This is a genomic window from Acrocarpospora sp. B8E8 (assembly GCF_039871605.1).
GTDB classification, from domain to species: Bacteria; Actinomycetota; Actinomycetes; order Streptosporangiales; family Streptosporangiaceae; genus Acrocarpospora; species Acrocarpospora macrocephala.
In genome coordinates, this window is record NZ_JBDPLV010000016.1 from 1 (window position 1) to 20,557 (window position 20,557).

Below are 20,557 nucleotides of genomic sequence, written 5' to 3' on the forward strand. Positions count from 1 at the left end.
AGCGAGCTGTCGACCGACTTCAGGCAACACCCGAGCTTGTTCGCAGCTTCTTCCGGGATCGCGACCTGCTGTACATCACGATGCCTGTAACTGAGCTACGGTCCAGTAGCCCAGTTTCTGCTTAGTAGCTTTCGCATGCCGCCGGTGCGGGTCCGCGCTGCATCGGCTTGACCTGATGGTTCCGCGCTCCAAGCCTGGGCGCGACTGGGGTGACTATGATGCCGATCCAATGCGCGTTGGGTATTCAGGAGATGATCACTCCTACCTGGCGCTTGTTTCGGGTTTCTTGCGGGTCAGAACTTATGCTGCGACGAAGTTCGGAGCGGTCTTAATCGCTATGCAGGAGGCGGGTGGCCAGGGCCGTCACGATCGCCCGCTTTGGTACTCTTCATACGAGGTTAAGGCGATGGGAGCGTTGGGCTTCGCTCCTCCGCCGTTGACACAGCACAACGGATTCCCCGAGTTAGGCACTCGGATTCTCGGGCCTATCTCCCCAGTCCGGCCAGCCGACTGGCATTAGCCGGGATGCTCTTCTGCGTAGAGGTGCGGGGAGCGCAAGAGCCGGAAGCGTGCACCATCACGCCTATCCTCGGGCAGGACCTATATTCCGCGCGGGATTTCGCTATCACCTGCGTCGAACAGCTTCATAGACTGGGAGACGAAAGGTGCAGGGGAACCACTGGGCATACCCAGAAGCAGACGCGTCACGGGTTAGTGGTGCGTCCCCGCCGCTGCCGGCCTCAGGACGTGCTGCTGTCCGCGTTGGATTACAACCGAAGAACTTGGTTACGTCTGATCCTCCTCCGAGCCAAGTGTCCGGCCAGAGCAGCGGACATCAAGGCCAAACCGCTTCGCGGTCGGCAAGCCGAGCCTTGGACCCCCACCACTCTGACCTTGGATTTGGCAGCTACGAGGAGGACGGGGGAAGAACGAGTAGGCGCGGAATATGCGCGAAATGATCAGGTTGGATAACCCCAAGAGTAAGACTAACTGCGCAGGTCAAGGGCATAGTTCAACCCGGCTGACACACGGTTTCCTAAAACCTGGTGTCGTGGGTTGGTTCCTACCGAGGCGCCTCTTGAGAAATCCGGTGCATCCGGTGGCTGCTGCCTGGTCGCATCTTCAGCCCAGCCAGCCCCACACGCGACCACGATCACTTTGCGCCATACCTCCGGATCAGGCCACTGATCAGGTGATGCCACGAAAGTCCCGCGCGCTCCACGGGAGAACGCCCAGCCCGCTTCCCGTACCACCTTCACCGCACGCTGGGCCGTATCCACACAGACTTCGTACTGCTTGCTCAGTGCGCGGTGCGTGGGGATCGCGCGGTCGGACGGGTACACCCCGGCCTGGATCAGCCTGGCCAGGTCACGAGCGATCACCACATACGCCGGCATCACATACGGCGAGGGCGTGACGCCCCGCCGCCCGACGAACGTTCCCGCACTCGGCACCGTGTACGCCAGACCGCGCTCCCGCAACTCCCGATGCACCCGCCGCGCGGTCATCCGCGCAATCCCATAAGCTCCCGAAAGCTCGGCCTCGGTGGGAACCAACTCTCCCACCGCCAGCTCCCCCCGCTCGATCATGTCCTTCACGAACCCGGCAATCTGCACGTACACCGGAACCGGACCCTCCCGGTCCACCACATCCGGCTTTCCCGGCCGCCAGTCCGTATCGTTCACGTCCACGCCTCCGCATCCATCTCTCTGCCCGTGCCCGCACTGCCACCGGCCCTCAGCAGCCACCAGCCGGGAATGCGGGCCTGATCACAAGCCCCGTTCCCTACCCCACACAGCAGCTTCCCGGGCTCACTCCGAACCAGAGCGCCTCATCCACCGCCAGCTCCCGCGCTCGCATCGCCGCGACGGTACGAACCACACCCCCGGCTCCGATTCCCAACCCAGGTCCCGACCCGAGGCCGGTGTCGTCGGGATCCTGGGTGGCATGGTGCAGGAAGCGACCCGCCAACCCCTCACAGAACGTCGTGTACTCACGGGTGTGGAGAATGAAGACGTGCCACCCGACGCCGACACGAGGTGAGAGTGCATAACCCTCGCCGGGCTTTGTGGCAAGCAGCCGCAGAAAGCCCAGCGCCTCGTTCATGACACGTTCGGCCGCGGGCAGGTAAAGACCCGGATGCTCGTGAACGATCCGCCGCGTCAGCCTGCCCCACAACACGTCACCGACCAACTCCCGGACATGATCCCGATGCGGCAACTCGGCTCTGAGCGGGGATTCGGGGAACAGCTCAGTCATTCCTCAGCCAGCCTTGCTATCCGCGTCGCCGCTCTCGTGTCGAACACCTCGATACGCTGATCTCGGCTGCGGCCCCAGGTGAAAACCCAAGCCCCATCCGTAAACCACGCCATCACCCGTACTGGGCCGCGCGCCCGCGAGATCCGCACCGCGGGCACCCGATCAGGCCCAAGCTCAACAGCCGGACTCACCCCCAGCGTGTGCAGATCCCACGCCAGCCGCACCAAGTGCACGTACTGCTGCTGTCCCATCTCCAATGTCGAGCCTTGCTCAGCTGATGCTGAGCTCATCTGGGTTTCCGGGATCTGTGCTATCGCCGCAGGGAGCTCCATCACGCACCCTCGTTTCCCGTCGCCATGTCAACGGCCGGCGCCGCCGCCGCGTTTGCGACCAGTCCCGTGTTGACCAGTTGCGGACACGTGATCGGAGGGTTACACAGGGGTTGCATATCGACTCCCGACGTCTTTGGCGATACGTCGTTGAGCCTCGTACACCTCTATAGCCCCTCTACACCGCGACTAGGGACGTCTTAGGACATCTTGAAGAAGGTGCTATCCGTCCCTTCTTTTCCGGTCTCAGGGGTAACCGCCAGCCAGCTGACTTCCGCTCGAAGGTATCGGGTGGCCAGGGCCGCAACGATCGCTCACTTCGGTGCTCGTTCTATGGGGTCGGGGCGATCGACGCCGCGTCCCTCCTTCGTCGGGCCACGGCACCGTGTTGCCTGGTTGGCGTGGCGATCTTGCTAACGGATTTGCTAACGGTGGCCGTAGATGAGCGTGGACGATGGTGGACTCGGATGGCAGCGGTGGTCCGTGTAATGCCTGGATATGGGCAATGGCGGACGGTCCTGGACGTGTCTGAGTCGGCTTGTAAACAGAAGGTCTGGGGTTCGATTCCCCAAGGCGGCTCCCAGTTCAGAGCCCCTTCCCATGATCGCGAAGGGGCCTTTCGGTGTCCGTACAGCAGCGAAGTACAGCAACGCCCTCAGTCACCACCGTCGAGGCTCTGACTCAGCCGGTCGAGGGCCTCGGCTCGAAGGCAGGCCGCCGGGCGTCCATGCCCGCCCGATAGGTGTGCGACCCGATGCCTACGCTTCACCTGCTGCAGGCCTCTACGGAATTTCTATCGCTGCCCTAAACTTGCGATTTAAGCAGGTCCGGGCGTCGGTGTAGATGAGGGCGGGTTTCGCCCAATGCTGGCATTTCACCGTTTTGCGGATGTATCGGACTGTGACGGTTGCGGTACGGCGTGTCGCTGCCAAGTCGAGCGGCCACCACCTTCATCTTCGGAGTTGAGAGACGCCGGAGACCAAAGGGGTGACCGCAGATGTTCACTATCGCAGCTGTGCGCGGGGTTGCCGAGGACATTGGGACGTCCGGGCCGTCACACCTTCGTCCCCTGATCGACTTCCGCGCCGGGCTCCACCGGCTGTTGTGGCGACGGGCGGATGCGTTGTTCGGACTGGCCGATGCGATGCTGTGCGCGCAGGGGCCGGTGCGTTGGCCGGCGGAGTTGTCGATGGAGCCGGAGTTTCGCCGTGGACACGGCTCGGTGTATGACGCCCTGGACGCGGGCCGGGTCGATGAGGCCGGGCTGCGGCGGCTGCTGCTGGGGGTCTCGGCGCCGGCCCGTCCGGGCGAGCCGTTGATGTTCGCCCTGGATGTCACCCCCGATGCCCGGCCCGACGCCGAGTACGCCGACGGGCGGGTGATGGTCCAGGTGCGCGGCAAGGGCGGGGACTGCTTCCTGCCCGGCTGGCCCTACAGCCTGCTGGTGGGCGTGCAGTGGGGATCATCGTCCTGGGTGGATCCGCTCCAGGCCCGGCGGATCGGCCCGGGCGAGGAACACACCGATGTCACCATCGAGCAGATCACCGCCTTGCTGGCCGACCTGCGCGCGGCGGGGAAGTTGGCCGAGGGTGATGCCGCGCCGCTGGTGATGCTGGATGCCGGGAACTACGCCACCGACCTGTCCCACGCGCTGGCCGATCAGCACGTGCAGGTCCTGGTCCGGCTGCGGGCCACCCGTGTCTTCTACGCCGTCCCCGAACCCCGCCGGCCCGGCGTCCGGGGACGGGGACGGCGCCATGGTCGCGAGTTCTCCTGCTCCGACCCGGCCAAGCGGCACGCCCCCGACATCGAACTGAGCGCCGGTTCGGCCCGGTATGGCACTGTGCACGTCCGCGCTTGGACGGGCCTGCACCAAAAGCTCACCCGTATCGGCCGCTGGGCCGGTTACCCCGACGGTGAGCAGTTGCCCATCGTTGCCGGTACTGTCATCCAGATCGTCGTGGACCGGTTGCCCGACGGCCGCAAACCGGCCAAAGATCTCTGGCTGTGGCACGCCGGACCAGTCCAGGCCGACGCGGCACTGGTGGATCTGCTGTGGAAGGCCTGCCTGCGGCGCTTCGACCAAGAACATTTCCACCGGTTCGCCAAGGTCTACCTGGGCATGGCGTGCGCCCACCTGTCCTCGGCGCAGGCCACCGACCGCTGGATGCACCTGATCATGGCCGCCTACGCCCAGTTACGGCTGGCCAGCCCGCATGTTGACGACCTTCGCCGCCCCTGGCATCGGCGACCCGAACCCGGCATACCGCTCACCCCTTACCGCGTCCGCCTCGGGTTTCGTCGACTCCATGCGAAACTTGGCACTCCCGCCGCCTCGCCGAAACCCACCCGCCCCGGACCTGGACGCCCCAAAGGATCAAGGAATCGGCCGAAAGCCAAGCGTCCGCCCTACCGCAAGACGGCGACAAGCAACAGCGAACACCGAGAGTGACCGTTCAGAGGTTAAATCGCAAGCTAAAAGCTCCTAACAAAATGAGCTGAGCCGGCTCCATCGCCAGCCCGCCTTCGGTCGGGCTCTGGAATCGCAGCCTTTCCGTCCGGACAACGTGCATGCCCTGGTGGCAGGCGTCCGACTCCCGCCGCTGAGTATGTCGCCGCATGACATGCGATCATGCCTGACGCACGCGAACAGTCCCATCCTCAGGAGGAGGATGGGACTGCTCGTGCTGACCTCAGAGCCGTGTATCAGTTGTTACGGAAGGTCGCCCCGAACGATGTGCCCAGGGACACCCGGCAGGCGATCGCGGCATCGGTGATGAACTGGCAGAAGTCGGCTTTGCCATCGGCGTTGAAGTCGGCCCACCTGGTCTGGCTGCCTGGGCCGGTCCCGGAGAAGGTGGTGCCGAAGCTGGAGCCGTTCGACAGGGTGCAGGTGCCCTGGTTGCCGCCGGTGTCGCGGCAGTAGTCGTCCTTGCCATCGCCGTTGACGTCGGCCCACGCACCCGTTCCGCCGTATCCGGTGTCCATCGCGGCCGAGGTGAAGCTGTTGCCGAACCCGTTCCCCGTGGACAGGGTGCAGCGCACGCTCAGGGAGAAGTTGCCGACGATGCGGCAGTAGTCGGCCTTGCCGTCGCCGTTGACGTCGCCCCAGCGCCGGCTGTCGTCGTAGCCCGGATCCAGGGCGGCGGATGTCACGGTGCGCCCGAACCCGGTGCCGGTGGAGAAGGTGCACTGCACGTTCTTGTCCCAGAGCCCGACGATCCTGCAGAAGTCGGCTTTGCCGTCGCCGTTGGCGTCGACCCAGGAGCGGCCGGCGTCGTAGCCGGGGTCCAGCGAGGCGGACTGGAATGTGTCGTCCCAGCCGTCGCCCCCCGAGACGGTGCACTGCGCTGACTTGCTGCTGAACCCCACGACCCGGCAGTAGTCGGCTTTGCCGTCGCCGTTGAAGTCCACCCAGGCCCGGCCAGCGTCGTAGCCCGGATCGACCGCGCCCGATGTGAAGGTCTGCCCGAAGTTGTTGAACACCGAGACCGTGCACTGCAGGTTCTGGTACCCGGCGCCGACGACCCGGCAGTAGTCCGCCGCGCGATCGCCGTTGAAGTCGGCCCAGGCACGTCCGGCGCCGTATCCGAGGTCTCCGGTCGCCGCGAACGTGTTCCCGAAGCCGGTACCGGTGGAGAGCGTGCACATGATGACCGTGCTGGCGAAGACCCGGCAGCCGTCGGCGCGGTTGTCGCCGTTGACGTCGATCCAGGCGTTTCCGTTTTGCACGTTCTGGAACCCGGGGACGGTGGCGTTGGCGGGTGCGGTGACGCCGGTTAACAGCATCAGCACCGCGGCGAGGACGATCGCCGCCGCCCGCCCGGCACCTGCGCGTATCCGCACTCGGTGACGCGTGCCCCTGGATTCGGTGAGTTTCGCGGTCGGGTCCCCGCGATGTAGCCGTCCGGCGTGTACACGCATGATGGTCCCCCTTCTGTCGAGGTGAATTTGTCGATGGTGGAACGCGGCCCCCCAGACGCGTATTGCGAATCCGGCAACAGATGCACCATCGGCGAATGGCCTTGTAACGATCTTGTGACAATCTTGCGGTGGGCTGCAGAATTGCTTGGATTCCGCCGGACGTGTGCTTGGAATTCGGTGCCATGCGAGTTGGAGTCGAATAATCGATGCTATACTGGGACATCCCAATTGGTTGGCGATAGGTGCACATATATTGCGTAACATATCGCTATTCGAAGTGACGTCCGGGTCGTATGGTTCGGAACGCGCGCCACCCGGCAGTACGCGGACCAATTCTGCGAGCTCTTCCGCCGGCTCATACCCGGGAATCAGCAGATGCCGCCGACGATCATCCTCGGCCACGCCGCCGAGCGGCGGCTTGGACGATTCCCGCGGGCGCCCACGATCGGCTTCTCTCTCTATCTCGCGGTGCGTGACGACCATGTGGTCGGCTTCTTGAACCTGCTCATCAGCGTCGAACACAACTACGCTCTCATCGCCTGCCTGGGCGCGCTGCCGTCCGCCGGAAGCGTCACCTGGAAGATGTTGGAAACCGCCGTCCTCAACCGTCAACTGGTACGACGCGATCATCACCAAGGCACTGCCGTCGCACGACGAACCTGTAATCTTGCCCCGACAGGCGGCCAATCTAGATAACCCGGTCCATGACCCGGATACAAAGCAGTCCTGTCTTTTCAAGATAAGCCTTGAAAAGACAGGACTCCCGACGCTGAGATAATGCCGCTTTAAAGCCAGGGAAACGGGCCCGGGTACGGATCGTCCACACCGCTAACGGTCCGATGTCGGCATGGGTCGGCGGCGCCTCGTACCGGACGGGGAGTCGTACGAGATCGCCTTCGTCGCCGACAATCCCGGCATCTGGATGGACCACTGCCACAACCTGCCGCATGCGGCTGAAGGGCTGGTCGCTCACCTGATGTACGAGGGAGTGACCACGCCGTTCATGATCGGTGGGACGGCGGGAAACGAGCCGGAGTGAAAGGGAACGTACTAATCATCTCGGCACGCCGGGGGAGTCCGACGGCGGCGTGCCAGAGTCGGGAAGAGTCGAAGGTCGAGAGCCGGGACGCGCGCCGCCGGGGCCTTTTCGAAGACCCAGACCGTCGCGGCGAGGAGGGCGATGGCCAGCGCCCACCCGACGGTGAGCATTGCCTCGTTCGTGGGGATCGGATTGTCCTTGGCCAGGCTCAGGCCCGGTAGGTACTCCGCTATCGGAATGTCGAGCAGTCGGCCCAGGTTCGACATCGCCTGGCTCGGTGGTGAAGGCGAGCTGTGAAATCGGTCTCCGGGAAATATGTCGGTGGAGAAGGCGAAGGCGAAGGCGACGAGCCCGGTGAGCACCGCGAGGAGGACTGCCAGCCAATGGTGGATTCGTTGCAGTGTCACTGCGACGTAGAACGCAAGGAGCGGCACCACCACCGCGAGGTACCGGCCGGGCGGGGAGTAGCCGGCCCACCACTCCGAGTATGTCGCGCTCGCCAGTACGTAGGGGATTACGACGACGCCCAGTGCGACATCGAGCTGCCAGCGGACCCAGGGGACCCCCAGCCCGATACCGATCACGACGAAGACCAGTATCGGAAAATTCGGGAACAGGCCGAACTCGCGGTCGAACCATAATCCTGCGAGTCCGCGGATCGCCGATATCTCCAGTGGGCCGACACCTTTCACGCCGTTTCCTGGCGATGGGTGAAGGGTGTCGAAAACGAAGTAATTGACTGCTTCGAGCGCACCGAGCAGTAGCAACATCGGTCCGAATGCCCACAGGTAGGCCCAGCTCCTGTTGTCCGAACGGCGGACGCGTAAGAGCAGGAGCAAGGCGGCGGGAAGTGACAGTGCGAGAAAGCGGCCGTTTATCCAGGGCAGGTAACCCAACGAGAGCGATGCCAGGCAGAGGCTCGCCGATGAATTTACCCGTCGGCATATCACTCGCATCGCATAGAGCAGGAGCAGAGCGCCCAATGATTCGGTGAACAGCGAATTGGAGTAGACGTAGATCGTCGTGCCGAAGGCGAACAACCCGGCGGTGAGCGTGGCGTACGGGCGGACGATGCCCAGTTCCCTGAGGAACCAGAACACATTGAGAACCGTCAACACCGCGACTACCACCATGAATCCGGTGGCACCGGCTCGCCCCCACAGCAAGAAGAACGGCACCCAGAGCAGCGGCGCTCCGAAGTTGTGCCAGGGCAGCATCTGGCCGTTCTCGTCCGGGGAGAGATGCCGGTCGATGTCCATCGGAAAGAAAGACAAGTAGTCGCGGTTGTCGTAGACCACGCTGATATCGAAAGTATGATACTGCGCAAGGGCGATAGTAGAGATGAGATAGTGGGGTTCATCGCCCTGTGGGATGCCGTTCACCAGCCGAAGCCGGGCGGCTAACGTGTAGACCATCAGCGATACCAGAGCCAGCAGCGCGGCAATCGAACGATCCGAAAGTCGAAGGTGGTCCAGGCTCGTAGGGTCTGACTTATTCGGCACTGCTGAAATCACTGTCTCCGGTGCCGGGTCGCTGACCCGCCTGCCGGAATTTTCGGATAAAGACTGACGCGTCACGGGCTCGGATGTTATAGCGCCCAATGCTGAACAATCGATACTCATTGGCTGAACAATCACTGCTTCAGGCACCCCGGCCACCGCCAGTGTTCGGCGGGAACGGCGCGGTCCCCCGACCTTCCGGGTTCCTGGGCGTTCCGGACGGTCATAGGGGTGCCGAGCCGATGGAGGAGCAAACTGATCGGCCGTGCTGGTCTCCGCCCCACCGCCGACGACCTGCCAGAGCTCGGCTGACGCACAGCAGGAAGCAGCACTTTCAACCACTAGGTTGACGGATGGGTGACCGGCGGTCTACGGTCCTTTCAACCATTGAGTTGAAACTGGGGGACGGATGACCACGGACACGCTGTCCCGAGTCTTCGCCGCCCTCGCGGATCCAACCCGGCGCGACATGGTGGCCCGGCTCTCGGAGGGCGACGCGACCGTGAGCCAGCTGGCCGAGCCGTACCGGATGACGCTGCAGGCCGTCTACAAGCACTTGCGGGTGCTCGAGGACGCCGGGCTCGTCAGCCGCCCCCGAGGGCCGCAGCCCCGGTCCGTGCATCTGGAGGTCCAGGCCTTCGACCTGATGGACACCTGGATCGAGCGCTACCGGGCCCGCGCCGAGCTGCGTTACCGCCGCCTTGACGCCGTTCTGGCGGCGATGAAGGGAGATGAGCATGAACAGGATCACAGAGACGGCCATCGAAGCCGACCCGAGGGTGCCGGTCATCCGGATGAGTCGTGACTTCGCGGCAACGCCCGAGCAGCTCTTCCGCGCCCACACCGATCCCGTGTTGTTCGCCCGGTGGGTGGGCCCCAACGCCACGTCCACCCGGATCGAGCACTGGGACCCGTCTACCGGCGGCAGCTGGCGTTACGTCTCGGTGCACGACGGCACGGAGTACGGCTTCCGCGGCTGCTTCCACGAGGTACGGCAGGACCGTATCGTGCAGACCTTCACGTTCGAGGGCGATCCCGACGGAGTCGCGCTGGAGACGTTGTGGATTGAGGACCTGGGCGACGGCCGTACCCGGCTGCGGACCCAGTCGCTGGTCGACAGCTTCGAAGGCCGGGACGCATGGCTGCGCAGCGGTATGGAAGTCGGCGTCAACGAGGGTTACGCGAAGCTGGAAGGGATGATCATCGATGGCGCTGTCTGACCGCCCTGCCGAGCGGCACCAGCAGGTCGCCGGGCTGTTCACGGACCGGGTCCGCGGTACCCGATCCTGGGACGTGCCGTCCCCGGTCGCCGACTGGGCCGCCCGCGACGTCGTACGGCACCTGACCGAATGGTTCCCCGGGTTCCTCGCCTCCGGCGCCGGCATCGAACTGCCCCGCGGACCGTCAGTGGACGAGAACCCGGTCGTGGCGTGGCAGGTTCACTGCGACGGTGTGCAGGCGGTGCTGGACGATCCGGAGACGGCGCACCGGGAGCTCACCAACCCCCACATCGGCCGCCTGCCGCTGGCGACCGCGATCGACCGGTTCTACACCGCCGACGTGTTCATGCACACCTGGGACCTTTCCCGGGCCACCGGCCAGGACGACCGGCTGGACCCCGACCTCTGCGCTCAACTCCTCAGTGAGATGGAGCAGATGGAGCAGATTATCCGCTCTTCCGGCCAGTACGGCGCCCGAGTCGAAGTGCCCGACGGTGCGGATACTCAGACCAAACTGCTGGGTTTCATCGGCCGGGACCCGTTCTGGTCGGAGCGGTCGAATCGATAGATGTTTCCGCACTACAGGCGACTCTTGCATAGGAAAGTTTCCTAATAAATACTCTCGGGTGACGACGTAGAACCCGGGAGGTTCCCATGCTCCGCCGTGTGTTCAGCTTCATCGCCACTGCCGCCCTCGCCTCGGCCGGCTTCCTCTCCGCCGCCACCCCGGCCCAGGCCGCCATCGTCGACATCCCGTTCGGGCCCCTGTCGATCGGCGAGTACTGCGCCGCCAAGATCCACCCCGACGCCTGGATCGGCTTCTACGAGGCCTCCGGGCTCAAGTGCTACACCCCGTCGGGCTCCTCCGGCCTGATCTTCCGGGGCACCGGAGACCCCTATCTGGCCTGCAAGCACCTCACCGCCGACGTCATCATGGCCGCCCTCCGCGGTCCCTCCGACGGCATCGTCTGCCGAGCTGTTCGCTAGATGTAACCCAAGACGCCCGCCCTCCGAGATCGCGGGGCGGGCGTCCGTGCCTTGTCGGCCGAGCGCTTAGGGGACCTGGACGAAGAAGGGCTGATTAGAGGCCACGCCCTTATTGCCGGTGTAAACCAGGATCGTGTTCGAGCCAACGCCGCAATAGGCGCTGTCGATGCTGGCGTAGATCTCGCTGCCCCGGTCCGCGCCTGCTTGCAGGGTGGCGACCGGAATCGACCGGGAGGCGGAGATGCGCCGGTCCAGGTAGATGCAGTACTTGCCGACGCCGGCTCTGGTGACCTTGATCACGCCTTTGGAGCTCACGACCGTGCCGGCCTTGGTGACCAGGGCCACCGCCTGAGCGTACGGGGCGACGGGGTCAGCGAGGGCGGTGCCGGTAAGCGCGAGCACGGGCGCCACGGCCGCGGCCGCAATGATCATTGTTCTCATCATGATCTCTATGCCGTCCTTAGAGGAGCCTTGTTCACGGAATGCATCCAGAATTATCATTCTGTGCTCCTATGGTCACGCTTCGTGGTTTCCGTGGCGTGGCGGGGGAGGCCCTCCCCGGCTGGCACCTGCGGAGCCGGAGCTGATCCCGGCGGGGTCAGTCCGGGCGGGGAGCCGTGTCGGCGGTGACCGCTCGCAGGAGCGGGCGGCTGAGCGCGCCCGCCCCGATCACGCCCGCGAACCCCACGACGACGCATCCGCCCAGGGTGGCCGCGCCCACCGTGCTGGCGCCGCCGGACGTGACGCCGGACATGAACGGCAGCGCGCAGAGCACACCCACGAGGATCGACCCGCCGCCCATCACCGTCAGCGGGATCAGCGTCTCGGCCCTGCGAGCCCGGTCGAGCACCTCCAGCGGCGTGCCGGCCAGGCGCAGCAGCCCGTACGTCTGCCGCCGGTCCAGCACCGACGACATGGCGGTGATGCCCGAACTGGCGATGGCCACCAGGAACGACACCGCCAGCACGACGTTCGTGCCCACCCGGATGTCGGCGAGGAACCGCATGGCCGTCTGATCGTCGGCCCGCGTCGCGGGCGTGCGCCCGGGGACGAGCCCGGCCAGCGCGGTGCGGGCCCGGTCCACCGTGGCCGTGTCGGCGGAGCTGTCGAGGGCCGCGACCACGGCGTCCTGCGCGGGGTTCACGGTCGCCGTCACGCCGGCTTCGCGCAGGCGTTCGCGGGCCTGCTCGCTCACCTGCTGGACCTGCCCGGCGGGCGCGGTGACGCGGAGTTCCGGCGGCCCGGCGGTCCCGTCGTCGAGCACGGCAGGACTGAGCAATCCGAGGAACCCGGCCACGAAACCGGTCAGCGCCACCCCGCTCACCGTCCGCCAGGCGGAGCGGGGGTCGTCCACGAGCCTGCGGCCGGCGAGCAGCCGTACCGGGCCGCGGGCGAGCCCGGCCGTGATCCGGCCGATCAGGCCGACCACCCAGGGCCCCACCAGGTTCACGCCCAGGAACGCCAGCGTCAGCGCCACCCCGATGATCGCGATGCTGGTGTTCGCCGACAGCAGCGGGAAGACGGCCAGCACCGCCAGCAGGGCGAGCACCCGGACGAACCGCATGGCGGGCGGTGTCTCGCGTTTGGCCACGCCCAGCGGGCTGACCACCACCCGCCGCAGCCCGACCACCGCCGACAGGCCCACCAGCAGCGGCACGGCGACCAGCACCGCCGCCATGACCAGCGGGTTCGGGAACACGTCGGCGACGAACCAGGGGCCGCCCTGCATCTGGATCCCGGCCAGCAGCGGCACGGCCAGGACGAAGACGACGGTCCCGGCCAGCGCGCCGGCCAGCGCCACGATCACCGCCTCGGCCACGGTCATCCCCACCACCTGGCCGGGCGTCGCCCCGACCAGGCGGAGCGCGGCCAGCCGCTGATCGCGCCTGGCCACCGTGAGCCGGGCCGCCGCGCCCCCGAAGACAAGCAGCGGCACGACCATGAGCACGCTGGCGATGACCGCGAGCATCTGATACTGCTTGGCGTCCTGGCTCGCCTGCCCGTCGAGGGTGGCGACCTTGACCGGCGCCGTGTCGACGATCGAGTCGCCGCCGCGGGGCGCGGTCAGTTCCGGGGCGTCCGGCTTGTGGCCGACGACCGCGACCAGCTCGCCCGGATACACGAGCGCCTCGTCACCGAGCACACCCACCTGGCGGCGGAACCGCGCGGCGAGCTCGTCATCGGGAAGCTGCCGGGCCAGCTCGGCCAGGGCGGGCGAGAGCCACGCCTCGCCGGGGTGGGGGAAGCGGGGCAGGCCGGGCGGCGGATCGGGCGCCTTGCCGAGCGCGGCCAGGTCGACGACGGTGATCGCCTGGTCGCGGACGACGTCCTTGTGCGACGCTTCGATTGCCACGGCGTCCGAGGCGGCCGGGACGGGGTTGCGCCAGGCGCCGCGATCGGCCCTGGCCTGGAAGGCGAAGTTGGCGGCCACGGCGAACAGCAGCAGCGCCGTGGACACGGCGACCGCCCCGAGCGTGAGCCAGGTGCCGAGCATCCCGCGGCGTCCGCCGCCCTTGAGCAGGCGCCAGGTCAGTGCGAGGTTCACGCGCGCGCTCCGCTCACCAGCTGCCCGTCGCGGACCTCGGCGGTGCGGTCGCACCAGCCGGCCACGTTCGGGTCGTGGGTGACCACGATCAGGCTGGCGCCGTTGTTCTTGGTCGCCTCCACCAGCAGTCGCATCGTGTCGTGGCCGGTGCGCTGGTCGAGGGCGCCCGTGGGCTCGTCGGCGAACACCACGGCGGGACCGCTCACCAGCGCCCTGGCGATCGCCACCCGCTGCGCCTGCCCGCCGGACAACTCCCCTGGCCGCCGGGCCTCCAGGTGCTGCAGGCCGAGAGGCGCGAACCACTCACGGGCCCGCCGTACCGCCTCGGCCCTGGACACGCCGCCCAGCATGAGCGGGAGCGCCACGTTCTCCTCGGCGGGCAGTTCGGGCAGGAGCTGCCCGAACTGGAAGAGGAAACCGAATCGGGTACGGCGCAGCTCGCTGCGCTTGCGCTCGCCCATCGTGTCGATGCGCTGCCCGAGCAGGTTCACCTCCCCCGAGTCCGGCTTCATGATCCCGGCCAGGCAGTGCAAGAGCGTCGATTTGCCCGACCCGCTCGGGCCCATGATCGCCACGGCTTCACCACCCCGTACCGCGATGTCCACGCCGCCGAGGGCGACCGTCTGCCCGAACCTCTTCACCAGGGCCCGTCCAGCAAGCACGTCATTCATGTCGGCCAGCCTCGCGCCCGGGACGGGTACGGGAGATCGGCCGTGCGTCCATTTCTCTCTCGATCGCCTCGGCCGAACGGCTGACTAGCTGCTCTTGACGAAGTGCTCTTGGCCCAGTACGGCGAGCAGCTGCAGCTTCTCGTAGCCCTCGGTGCGTGGGGGAGCGGTGAGCACGAGCAGGGCCTGCGACTGGTCCTCGGTGAACAGCACCTGGCAGTCAAGCTCGATCGGGCCGACTTCGGAATGGATGAGCGTCTTGTGGTCCTCGAAGCGCTTCGCGACCTCGTGCCGGTCCCATAGCTCGGCGAACTCCGCGCTCGCCTTCTGCAGCGCCCGGACGAGTTCGCCGGCCCGGGACTGGGGGCCCATGGATCCGTAGGCGGCGCGCAGGTTCGCGACCTGGGCGCGGCTTTGCCTGTCGCGGTCGTCCTCGGGGTAGCGCAGCCGCTCGGAGGGATCGGTGAACCACCGGTAGATCTCGCTGCTGGCCAGGCCCGTGTGGTGCGACTTGTCGCCGAACAGCGCGTCGGCCATCCGGTTCTGCACCAGAGTTTCGCCCAGGTTGGACAGGATGAGCGCCGGGGTGTCGTGGAGACGGTCAAGGACCCGAAGCAGCGCGGGGGCGACGTGCGTCGCGGTCGTCACTGACGTGGGGGCGTTGTGCCCCGCTATCTGGAACAGGTAGTCGCGCTCGTCGCCCGTCAGCCGTAGCGCGCGGGCGAGCGAGGCGAGCATCTGCTCGCTCGGCTGCGGACTGCGGAGCTGCTCAAGCCGCGTGTAGTAGTCGGCTGACATCGCGGCGAGGGCCGCCACCTCCTCGCGCCGCAGTCCCGGGGTACGGCGGCGCGCGCCCACGGGGAGCCCGACATCCTCCGGCCGCAGCGCCTCACGGCGGCGGCGCAGGAAGTCGGCGAGCGCTCTGCGGTCCATGTGTTCAGTATCCGCCCCGCGCCCGAAGGCTCACGACCGCGAGCCAGGGATCGCCGATCCCCCGATAAGCGCTCTCTGCACCGGCGGCGGCCCGCCGCGCAGACTGCAAGCATGAAAATCTCAGGGAACACGATCTTCATCCCGGGCTCCACGAGCGGCATCGGCCTGGCCCTCGCGCTCGCCCTGCGGGCCGAGGGCAACACCGTCATCATCGGAGGTCGGCGCGCCGAACTGCTGGAGCAGATCGCCGCGGAGCACCCCGGCATCGACACTGTACGGATTGACACTGCCGATGCCGCGAGCATCGGCGCTGCCGCGAAGGAAGTGCTGGCCAACCACCCGGACCTCAACGTCCTGGTCACCATGGCCGGCATCATGCGCATCGAGGACTGGCGCGAGCCCGAGTCATTCCTCGCCTCGGCCGAGTCGGTCATCACCACCAATGTGCTCGGCCCGATCCGCCTCATCGCCGCGTTCATCCGGCACCTGCGGGCGCAGCCGGACGCCACCATCGTCACCGTCTCGTCGGGCCTGGCGTTCGCGCCGCTCAAGATCACACCGAGCTACAACGCGTCGAAGGCCGCGATCCACATGCTCAGCGAGTCGATCCGGCTGCAGCTCGCGGACACGAGCGTGCAGATCGTGGAGCTTGAGCCGCCGTCGGTGCGCACCTCGCTGCTTCCCGGCCAGGAGGACAGCGAGTTCGCGATGCCGCTCGACGAGTTCGTCGCGGAGGTCGTCGCGCTGCTCAAGGAACAGCCCGATGTGAAGGAGCTTCAGGTCGAGCGCGTGAAGTTCCTGCGCTACGGCGAGATGCGCGGCGACTACGACCAGGTCGTCGAGACGCTCAACGCATCTGATCCGCACGGTAAAAGCTAAGCTACGCCGGTGGTACGTGGTGGCTGCCGCGGAACAAGTCGTCCGGGTCGTACAGGGCCTTGACGCGGCGAAGCCGATTCCAGGTGCCGGTGTCGAAGAAGGTGCTCGCGTCTGCCGGTTCCTCGACGAAGTTCGGGTAGTCGCCGACGCGGTGCGGCGCGAAGGCGGCGGACAAGATGTCGAGCTCCGCCAGGACTGCCGGCTCTGCGGCCGCTTCGGGAACGACTCCGAGGCCGAACATCGCGATGTGGCCGGGGAGCGTCGCGCGGGCTCCCGCGCCCGGCTCGTGGCGGGCCAGAGCGCCGCCCATGTGGCGGAACTGCACCATCGTGAGGTGCGACCCGGGGCCGGCGATCCGCGCCACGTTCTCGATCGCGGCGGACGGCATCTCGTCGATCAGAGCGGTCGTGGTCCGGTAGGGCAGCGGGTCGGGCGGATCCATCGCGAGCTCGCTGAGGCCGACCGGCGGCTGGATCGCGAACGTGTCCATCTCTGGGCCGAGCCGGCGTAACGGTCGCAGCAGCTCGCGCCCGTCGGCCTCGGTGCCCAGGAACGCCGCCATGACGATGATGAAGGAGCGTCCACGAACCATCTCGGGGACGGACGGCAGCGGCGGGAAGTGCAGGACGGTGGCCCAGGAGGTGATCTCCTCGGGGAGGGCCGGCAGCAGCTCGGCCCAGGCGTGGAAGATCTCTGAGGTCCGCTCGATCGGGAAGAACATCGCGCCGGAGTAGAGCTCGCGTACGGGGTGAACGGCGAACTCGATCGCGGTGACGATGCCGAAGTTGCCCCCGCCGCCGCGCAGTGCCCAGAACAGCTCGGGCTCGTGTGCCGGGTCGGTGCGGATGAGGTGGCCCTCCGCCGTGACGAGCTCGATCGCGGTCACCGCGTTCGCCTGCATGCCGTACTTGCGGGCGAGCCAGCCGATCCCGCCGCCGAGCGAGTAGCCGACGATCCCCACGTCCGGTGAGGAGCCGTGCAGGCCCGCGAGCCCGAGCTCGGAGAGACGCGCTGTCACCTTCTCCCATTTGGTCGCCGCGCCGGCGCGGACCCGGCGGGCGTCGGCGTCGATCGAGACTCCGGTCAGTGCCGACGTGTTCAGGAGCAGCGTTCCCGCCAGCGAGCCCAACGGGCCGGGGTTGTGGCCCGTGGCCTGAGCGGCGACGCGAAGACCGCGCCGGCGCGCGTGGGCGATCACGGCGGAGACCTCGCGATCGTTGGCGGGAAAGGCGATCGCTTCGGGCCGCTGATCGATCATCAGGTTGAAGGTCCCGCGCGCGGTGTCCCAGTCGGGATCGCCGGGGTGCACCATGCGGCCGAGGTCGCTCGAGGTATCGATGATTGTCATCTGAGGTCCTTTCACTCGATGTCCCGGCCAGCATCCGGCGATGCGGGCCTGGCGGGCATCGAGGCGGTCCCCATACAGCCGCCTGAAGGATTTCGGGTGGAGACCTCTAGGTGACCCCTAGGAATCCCTTAGGGATCCCGACGTCGCGACGGCGAGCACGCGCTCGAGTTCGGAACGTGAGCGGATCCCGAGCTTGCGGTACGCGTTGGAGAGATGGACCTCCACCGTCCCGGGGGTCACGTACAGCTCCTGGGCGATGTCGCGATTGGTGCGCCCGGCCGCCGCGAGGTCCACGACACGGCGCTCTCCGGGGGTGAGCGACTGGACGCCGCTGAGCGCGTCGCGCCGCGGGCGGGCGCCGCAGGCGTGCAGCTCCGAGCGGACGTGCTCGGCGAGGCGTTCCGCGCCGCAGGCACTGGCCACCTCCAGGGCGCGCCGCAGTGGCTCACGCGCCTCGGTCGGCTTCTTGGCCCGTCTGAGCGTGGCGCCGAGCGCGGCGAGCGCCTTCGCGTGCTCCAGGCGGGCGGTTGACCCTTCGAGTACGGACACGGCCTCCCGCAGCCTGTCTTCGTCGCGCTCCAACGTGCCAAGCACCCGTAAGGTCCGCCCGAGCGGCCAGGGCGCGCCGAACGCCCGCGTAACCTCGAGCTCCTGCCGGGTCAGCTCGATCGCCTCCGCGCGGCGGTCCAGCCGGTCGAGCGCCTCGGCCTTCAGCGACCGCCACCAGAGCCTCGCGGCATCGGGAATGGCCGCGCAGTGCGCCGCCAGTTCGTCGGCCGTGGCCACCGCCTCCCCGGCACGGCCGGCGGCGGTGAGCAGCACCACCCGCGTCCCCAGCCACCAGCCCGTCGTGCTATCGCCGGGATCGATCGTTCCAAGGCGTACCAGCAGGCCGGACACATCGGAGCGGCCACGCTCATGCAGGGTCTCGGCCAGGAAGGTGCGGCAGATGGAGACGGAGGAGTCGGCGTGACCCCAGAGTCCGAACTCGCTCTCGGCGGTCCGGAGTGACTCCTCGGCCGCGGCCAGGTCACCGCGCCGCAGGTGGCTGAAGCCGTGCCAGATATGAATCGATGCCGCCGATAACAGCGACCCGCGCCGGTGCGTGTCCGCGATGATCGGCTGCCAGACCTCGACCACCTCGGCACGGTCGGTGACGACGAGGGTGACGATCGCCGCGAACACGATCAGGGCGGGATCGGCCGTCCTGAGGTGGTCGCCCGCGAGCGCCGCGAGGGCCAGCGCGGCGCACTCCGCGGCGTTGCCATCGGTGCAGACCGCCTCCCACGCGGCCATGGCGGCGAGCATCCGCGAACCGGGGCCTCCGCTGGGGAGGCGTCGGTACTCGCGGAGACGAGACAGGTGTCGCGGGTCGCCCGCCCTGAAGATGATGGTCATGAACTCGAACGCCTCGAGTCCCATGCGAAGGTCGTCCGACTCGTCCGGGAGTTCCGTCGCCGCCCGCCGCGCGATCGACGCGGCCTCCTCGGCTGATCCCAGGAACAGCAGCGCCCTGCCCAGCAGCCCGGCCGCCGCGGCGCGGGAGGCGGGTTCGGCCAACTCCTCGTAGGCGAGGGCCAGGTGCTTCGCCGCAGCCCGGCCGCTCGTGAACACCTCCGCCGCGCCCAGTTCCAGCAACAGCCGCCCCCGGTCGGTGTCCGCAGGGGTGTCATCCAGCGCACGCCGCAGGTAGGCGACGGCGCTGTCCACCGCTCCGGCGTGCATCGCGTCGCGCCCCGCCTCCCGCAGCAACTCGGCGGCCCAGCGCTCACCGCGCGGTGCGGTGTGCAGCAGCTGCGCGGCCACCTGCTCGGCGGGTGCACCACTGTCCCGAAGGAGCGCCGCCGCCCGCGCGTGCTGCAGCTCGCGCTCCCCGGGGGACAGCTCATGGTAGATCGCGTCGCGCACCAGCGGGTGAACGAAGGAGAGCGGCAGCTCCGGGCGCAGGATGTCGGCATGGGCGAGGCCGCGCGTCGCCGCGGCCAGGCGCTCTTCCGCGACGCCGGCCAGCTTGGCCACCGTGGGGATTCCAGCCCCGTCGCCCAGCACCGCGACCGCCTGGGCGACCGCCCGGGCCTCAGCCGGCAGGCGGGCAAGCCGCAGCAGGACCGTACGCGACACCGCCTGGGGGCCGATGGCCCTGACGCGCCCGACGTGCCCGGCATCCGGGCGCACACCCTCGCTGCGCAGCGCCGTGACAAGCTGGCTGAGCAGGAGCGGATTGCCTCCCGTGGACTCGTGGCAGGCGGCCAGGAACTCCCCGTCCGGCGCCATTCCCAGGCGCTCCTGGATGAACTCCGCCACGCCCGCCCCGCTCAGCGGCCTGGGACGGACGCTGATCGCGGCCGGGTCATGCGTGATCTCCCCGAGTAACGCGGGGTCGGTGCCGGGCTCGGCGTCTCGCAGGCCCATGAGCAGCAGGATGGGCTGGCTTTCCAGTCGCCGGGCCAGGTACGCGAGGAACAGCAGCGACGGCCGGTCGCACCAGTGCAGGTCGTCGACGGCCAGCAACAGCGGAGCATCCTCCGCCAGGTTGAGAACAAGCCAGTACAGCCCGTGCAGGGAGGCGAAGGTGGCGCCCCCGCCATCCGCGCCGGAGTCCGGCTCGCCGAATACCGCCGCCGCTGAGGTTGCCGCACCGGTGAGCAACGCCTCCCTGCGCTCCGGCTTCGTCAGCTCCGCCTCGAACAGCTGCCGGACCACACCGAACGCGAACTCCCCTTCGAGCCCGCTGCCACGGGCCGAGAGCACGCGCATGGACCCCTCCGCGCGGCGCCGGATCTCGGCGAGCAGCCGGCTCTTGCCGATCCCGGCGGGTCCCTCGACCACCACCAGACGTCCCTCCCCGGCGGTGGCCCGGGCGAAGTGGACGTCGAGCTCGTCGAGCTCTCGTCCGCGTTCGAACAGCCCGTCCATCCCGCCCATGC

18 protein-coding genes are annotated in these 20,557 nt (G+C 67.7%); 8 read left to right on the plus strand and 10 right to left on the minus strand.

Translation table 11 applies throughout. The features are described from left to right. Window positions 1–986 precede the first annotated feature (986 nt). Together ABGB08_RS17440 and ABGB08_RS17445 are read right to left on the minus strand one after the other, a co-directional pair. Window positions 987–1,691 (minus strand): GntR family transcriptional regulator, encoded by a 705-nt coding sequence (locus ABGB08_RS17440; protein WP_347591486.1) that lies wholly within the window; start codon window positions 1,689–1,691, stop codon window positions 987–989. Between the two features lie 94 nt (window positions 1,692–1,785). Beyond that, the gene (locus ABGB08_RS17445; protein ID WP_347591488.1) at window positions 1,786–2,259 is read right to left on the minus strand and encodes a hypothetical protein; all 474 of its coding nucleotides are present in this window, start codon (window positions 2,257–2,259) and stop codon (window positions 1,786–1,788) included. A gap of 1,326 nt (window positions 2,260–3,585) precedes the next feature. On the opposite strand from ABGB08_RS17445, the gene ABGB08_RS17450 reads away from it, so the two are divergent. Continuing rightward, the gene (locus ABGB08_RS17450) at window positions 3,586–5,040 is read left to right on the plus strand and encodes a transposase (protein ID WP_347591490.1); all 1,455 of its coding nucleotides are present in this window, start codon (window positions 3,586–3,588) and stop codon (window positions 5,038–5,040) included. A 254-nt stretch (window positions 5,041–5,294) separates the two neighbouring features. Here the strand turns inward: ABGB08_RS17450 and ABGB08_RS17455 are convergent, their stop codons facing one another. Further along, window positions 5,295–6,434 (minus strand): VCBS repeat-containing protein, encoded by a 1,140-nt coding sequence (locus ABGB08_RS17455; protein WP_347591492.1) that lies wholly within the window; start codon window positions 6,432–6,434, stop codon window positions 5,295–5,297. A gap of 453 nt (window positions 6,435–6,887) precedes the next feature. Between ABGB08_RS17455 and ABGB08_RS17460 the strand changes: the two genes are divergently transcribed. Both ABGB08_RS17460 and ABGB08_RS17465 read left to right on the plus strand, forming a co-directional pair. After that, window positions 6,888–7,208 (plus strand): hypothetical protein, encoded by a 321-nt coding sequence (locus tag ABGB08_RS17460; protein ID WP_347591494.1) that lies wholly within the window; start codon window positions 6,888–6,890, stop codon window positions 7,206–7,208. A 151-nt stretch (window positions 7,209–7,359) separates the two neighbouring features. Then, entirely contained in the window at window positions 7,360–7,551 is a 192-nt protein-coding gene (locus tag ABGB08_RS17465) for a multicopper oxidase domain-containing protein (protein ID WP_347591496.1), read from the plus strand. A gap of 11 nt (window positions 7,552–7,562) precedes the next feature. Here the strand turns inward: ABGB08_RS17465 and ABGB08_RS17470 are convergent, their stop codons facing one another. Further along, complete coding sequence (locus ABGB08_RS17470) at window positions 7,563–9,128, minus strand: hypothetical protein (RefSeq protein ID WP_347591498.1); 1,566 nt, start codon at window positions 9,126–9,128, stop codon at window positions 7,563–7,565. Window positions 9,129–9,459: 331 nt separating this feature from the next. On the opposite strand from ABGB08_RS17470, the gene ABGB08_RS17475 reads away from it, so the two are divergent. The 4 genes from ABGB08_RS17475 (at window position 9,460) to ABGB08_RS17490 (ending at window position 11,257) form a co-directional block, all read left to right on the plus strand. Beyond that, window positions 9,460–9,855 (plus strand): metalloregulator ArsR/SmtB family transcription factor, encoded by a 396-nt coding sequence (locus ABGB08_RS17475; RefSeq protein ID WP_347591500.1) that lies wholly within the window; start codon window positions 9,460–9,462, stop codon window positions 9,853–9,855. Next, window positions 9,788–10,270: an SRPBCC family protein gene (locus ABGB08_RS17480; protein WP_347591502.1), complete on the plus strand. Its 483-nt coding sequence runs from the start codon at window positions 9,788–9,790 to the stop codon at window positions 10,268–10,270. Before ABGB08_RS17475 ends, ABGB08_RS17480 begins: the two co-directional genes overlap by 68 nt. Continuing rightward, on the plus strand, window positions 10,257–10,838 hold the full coding sequence (locus tag ABGB08_RS17485) for a TIGR03086 family metal-binding protein (RefSeq protein WP_347591504.1): 582 nt from the start codon (window positions 10,257–10,259) through the stop codon (window positions 10,836–10,838). The genes ABGB08_RS17480 and ABGB08_RS17485 overlap by 14 nt, the downstream gene beginning before the upstream one ends. An 86-nt stretch (window positions 10,839–10,924) precedes the next feature. Beyond that, window positions 10,925–11,257, plus strand: coding sequence for a hypothetical protein (locus tag ABGB08_RS17490; RefSeq protein WP_347591506.1), 333 nt, complete (start codon window positions 10,925–10,927; stop codon window positions 11,255–11,257). 66 nt (window positions 11,258–11,323) lie between these two features. On the opposite strand, the gene ABGB08_RS17495 is transcribed toward ABGB08_RS17490, so the two are convergent. The 4 genes from ABGB08_RS17495 to ABGB08_RS17510 form a co-directional block, all read right to left on the minus strand. Continuing rightward, window positions 11,324–11,689, minus strand: a complete 366-nt coding sequence (locus tag ABGB08_RS17495; RefSeq protein ID WP_347591507.1) for a hypothetical protein — start codon at window positions 11,687–11,689, stop codon at window positions 11,324–11,326. Window positions 11,690–11,855: 166 nt separating this feature from the next. Continuing rightward, window positions 11,856–13,802, minus strand: coding sequence for an ABC transporter permease (locus ABGB08_RS17500; protein ID WP_347591509.1), 1,947 nt, complete (start codon window positions 13,800–13,802; stop codon window positions 11,856–11,858). Next, window positions 13,799–14,473, minus strand: a complete 675-nt coding sequence (locus tag ABGB08_RS17505; RefSeq protein WP_347591511.1) for an ABC transporter ATP-binding protein — start codon at window positions 14,471–14,473, stop codon at window positions 13,799–13,801. Before ABGB08_RS17505 ends, ABGB08_RS17500 begins: the two co-directional genes overlap by 4 nt. A gap of 84 nt (window positions 14,474–14,557) precedes the next feature. Continuing rightward, window positions 14,558–15,403 (minus strand): helix-turn-helix transcriptional regulator, encoded by an 846-nt coding sequence (locus ABGB08_RS17510; RefSeq protein WP_347591513.1) that lies wholly within the window; start codon window positions 15,401–15,403, stop codon window positions 14,558–14,560. A 111-nt stretch (window positions 15,404–15,514) separates the two neighbouring features. On the opposite strand from ABGB08_RS17510, the gene ABGB08_RS17515 reads away from it, so the two are divergent. Further along, window positions 15,515–16,282, plus strand: a complete 768-nt coding sequence (locus tag ABGB08_RS17515; RefSeq protein WP_347591515.1) for an SDR family NAD(P)-dependent oxidoreductase — start codon at window positions 15,515–15,517, stop codon at window positions 16,280–16,282. Between the two features lies 1 nt (window position 16,283). Here the strand turns inward: ABGB08_RS17515 and ABGB08_RS17520 are convergent, their stop codons facing one another. Both ABGB08_RS17520 and ABGB08_RS17525 read right to left on the minus strand, forming a co-directional pair. After that, entirely contained in the window at window positions 16,284–17,630 is a 1,347-nt protein-coding gene (locus tag ABGB08_RS17520; RefSeq protein WP_347591517.1) for an FAD-binding oxidoreductase, read from the minus strand. Between the two features lie 117 nt (window positions 17,631–17,747). Continuing rightward, window positions 17,748–20,546 (minus strand): AAA family ATPase, encoded by a 2,799-nt coding sequence (locus ABGB08_RS17525; RefSeq protein ID WP_347591519.1) that lies wholly within the window; start codon window positions 20,544–20,546, stop codon window positions 17,748–17,750. Window positions 20,547–20,557: the final 11 nt, after the last annotated feature.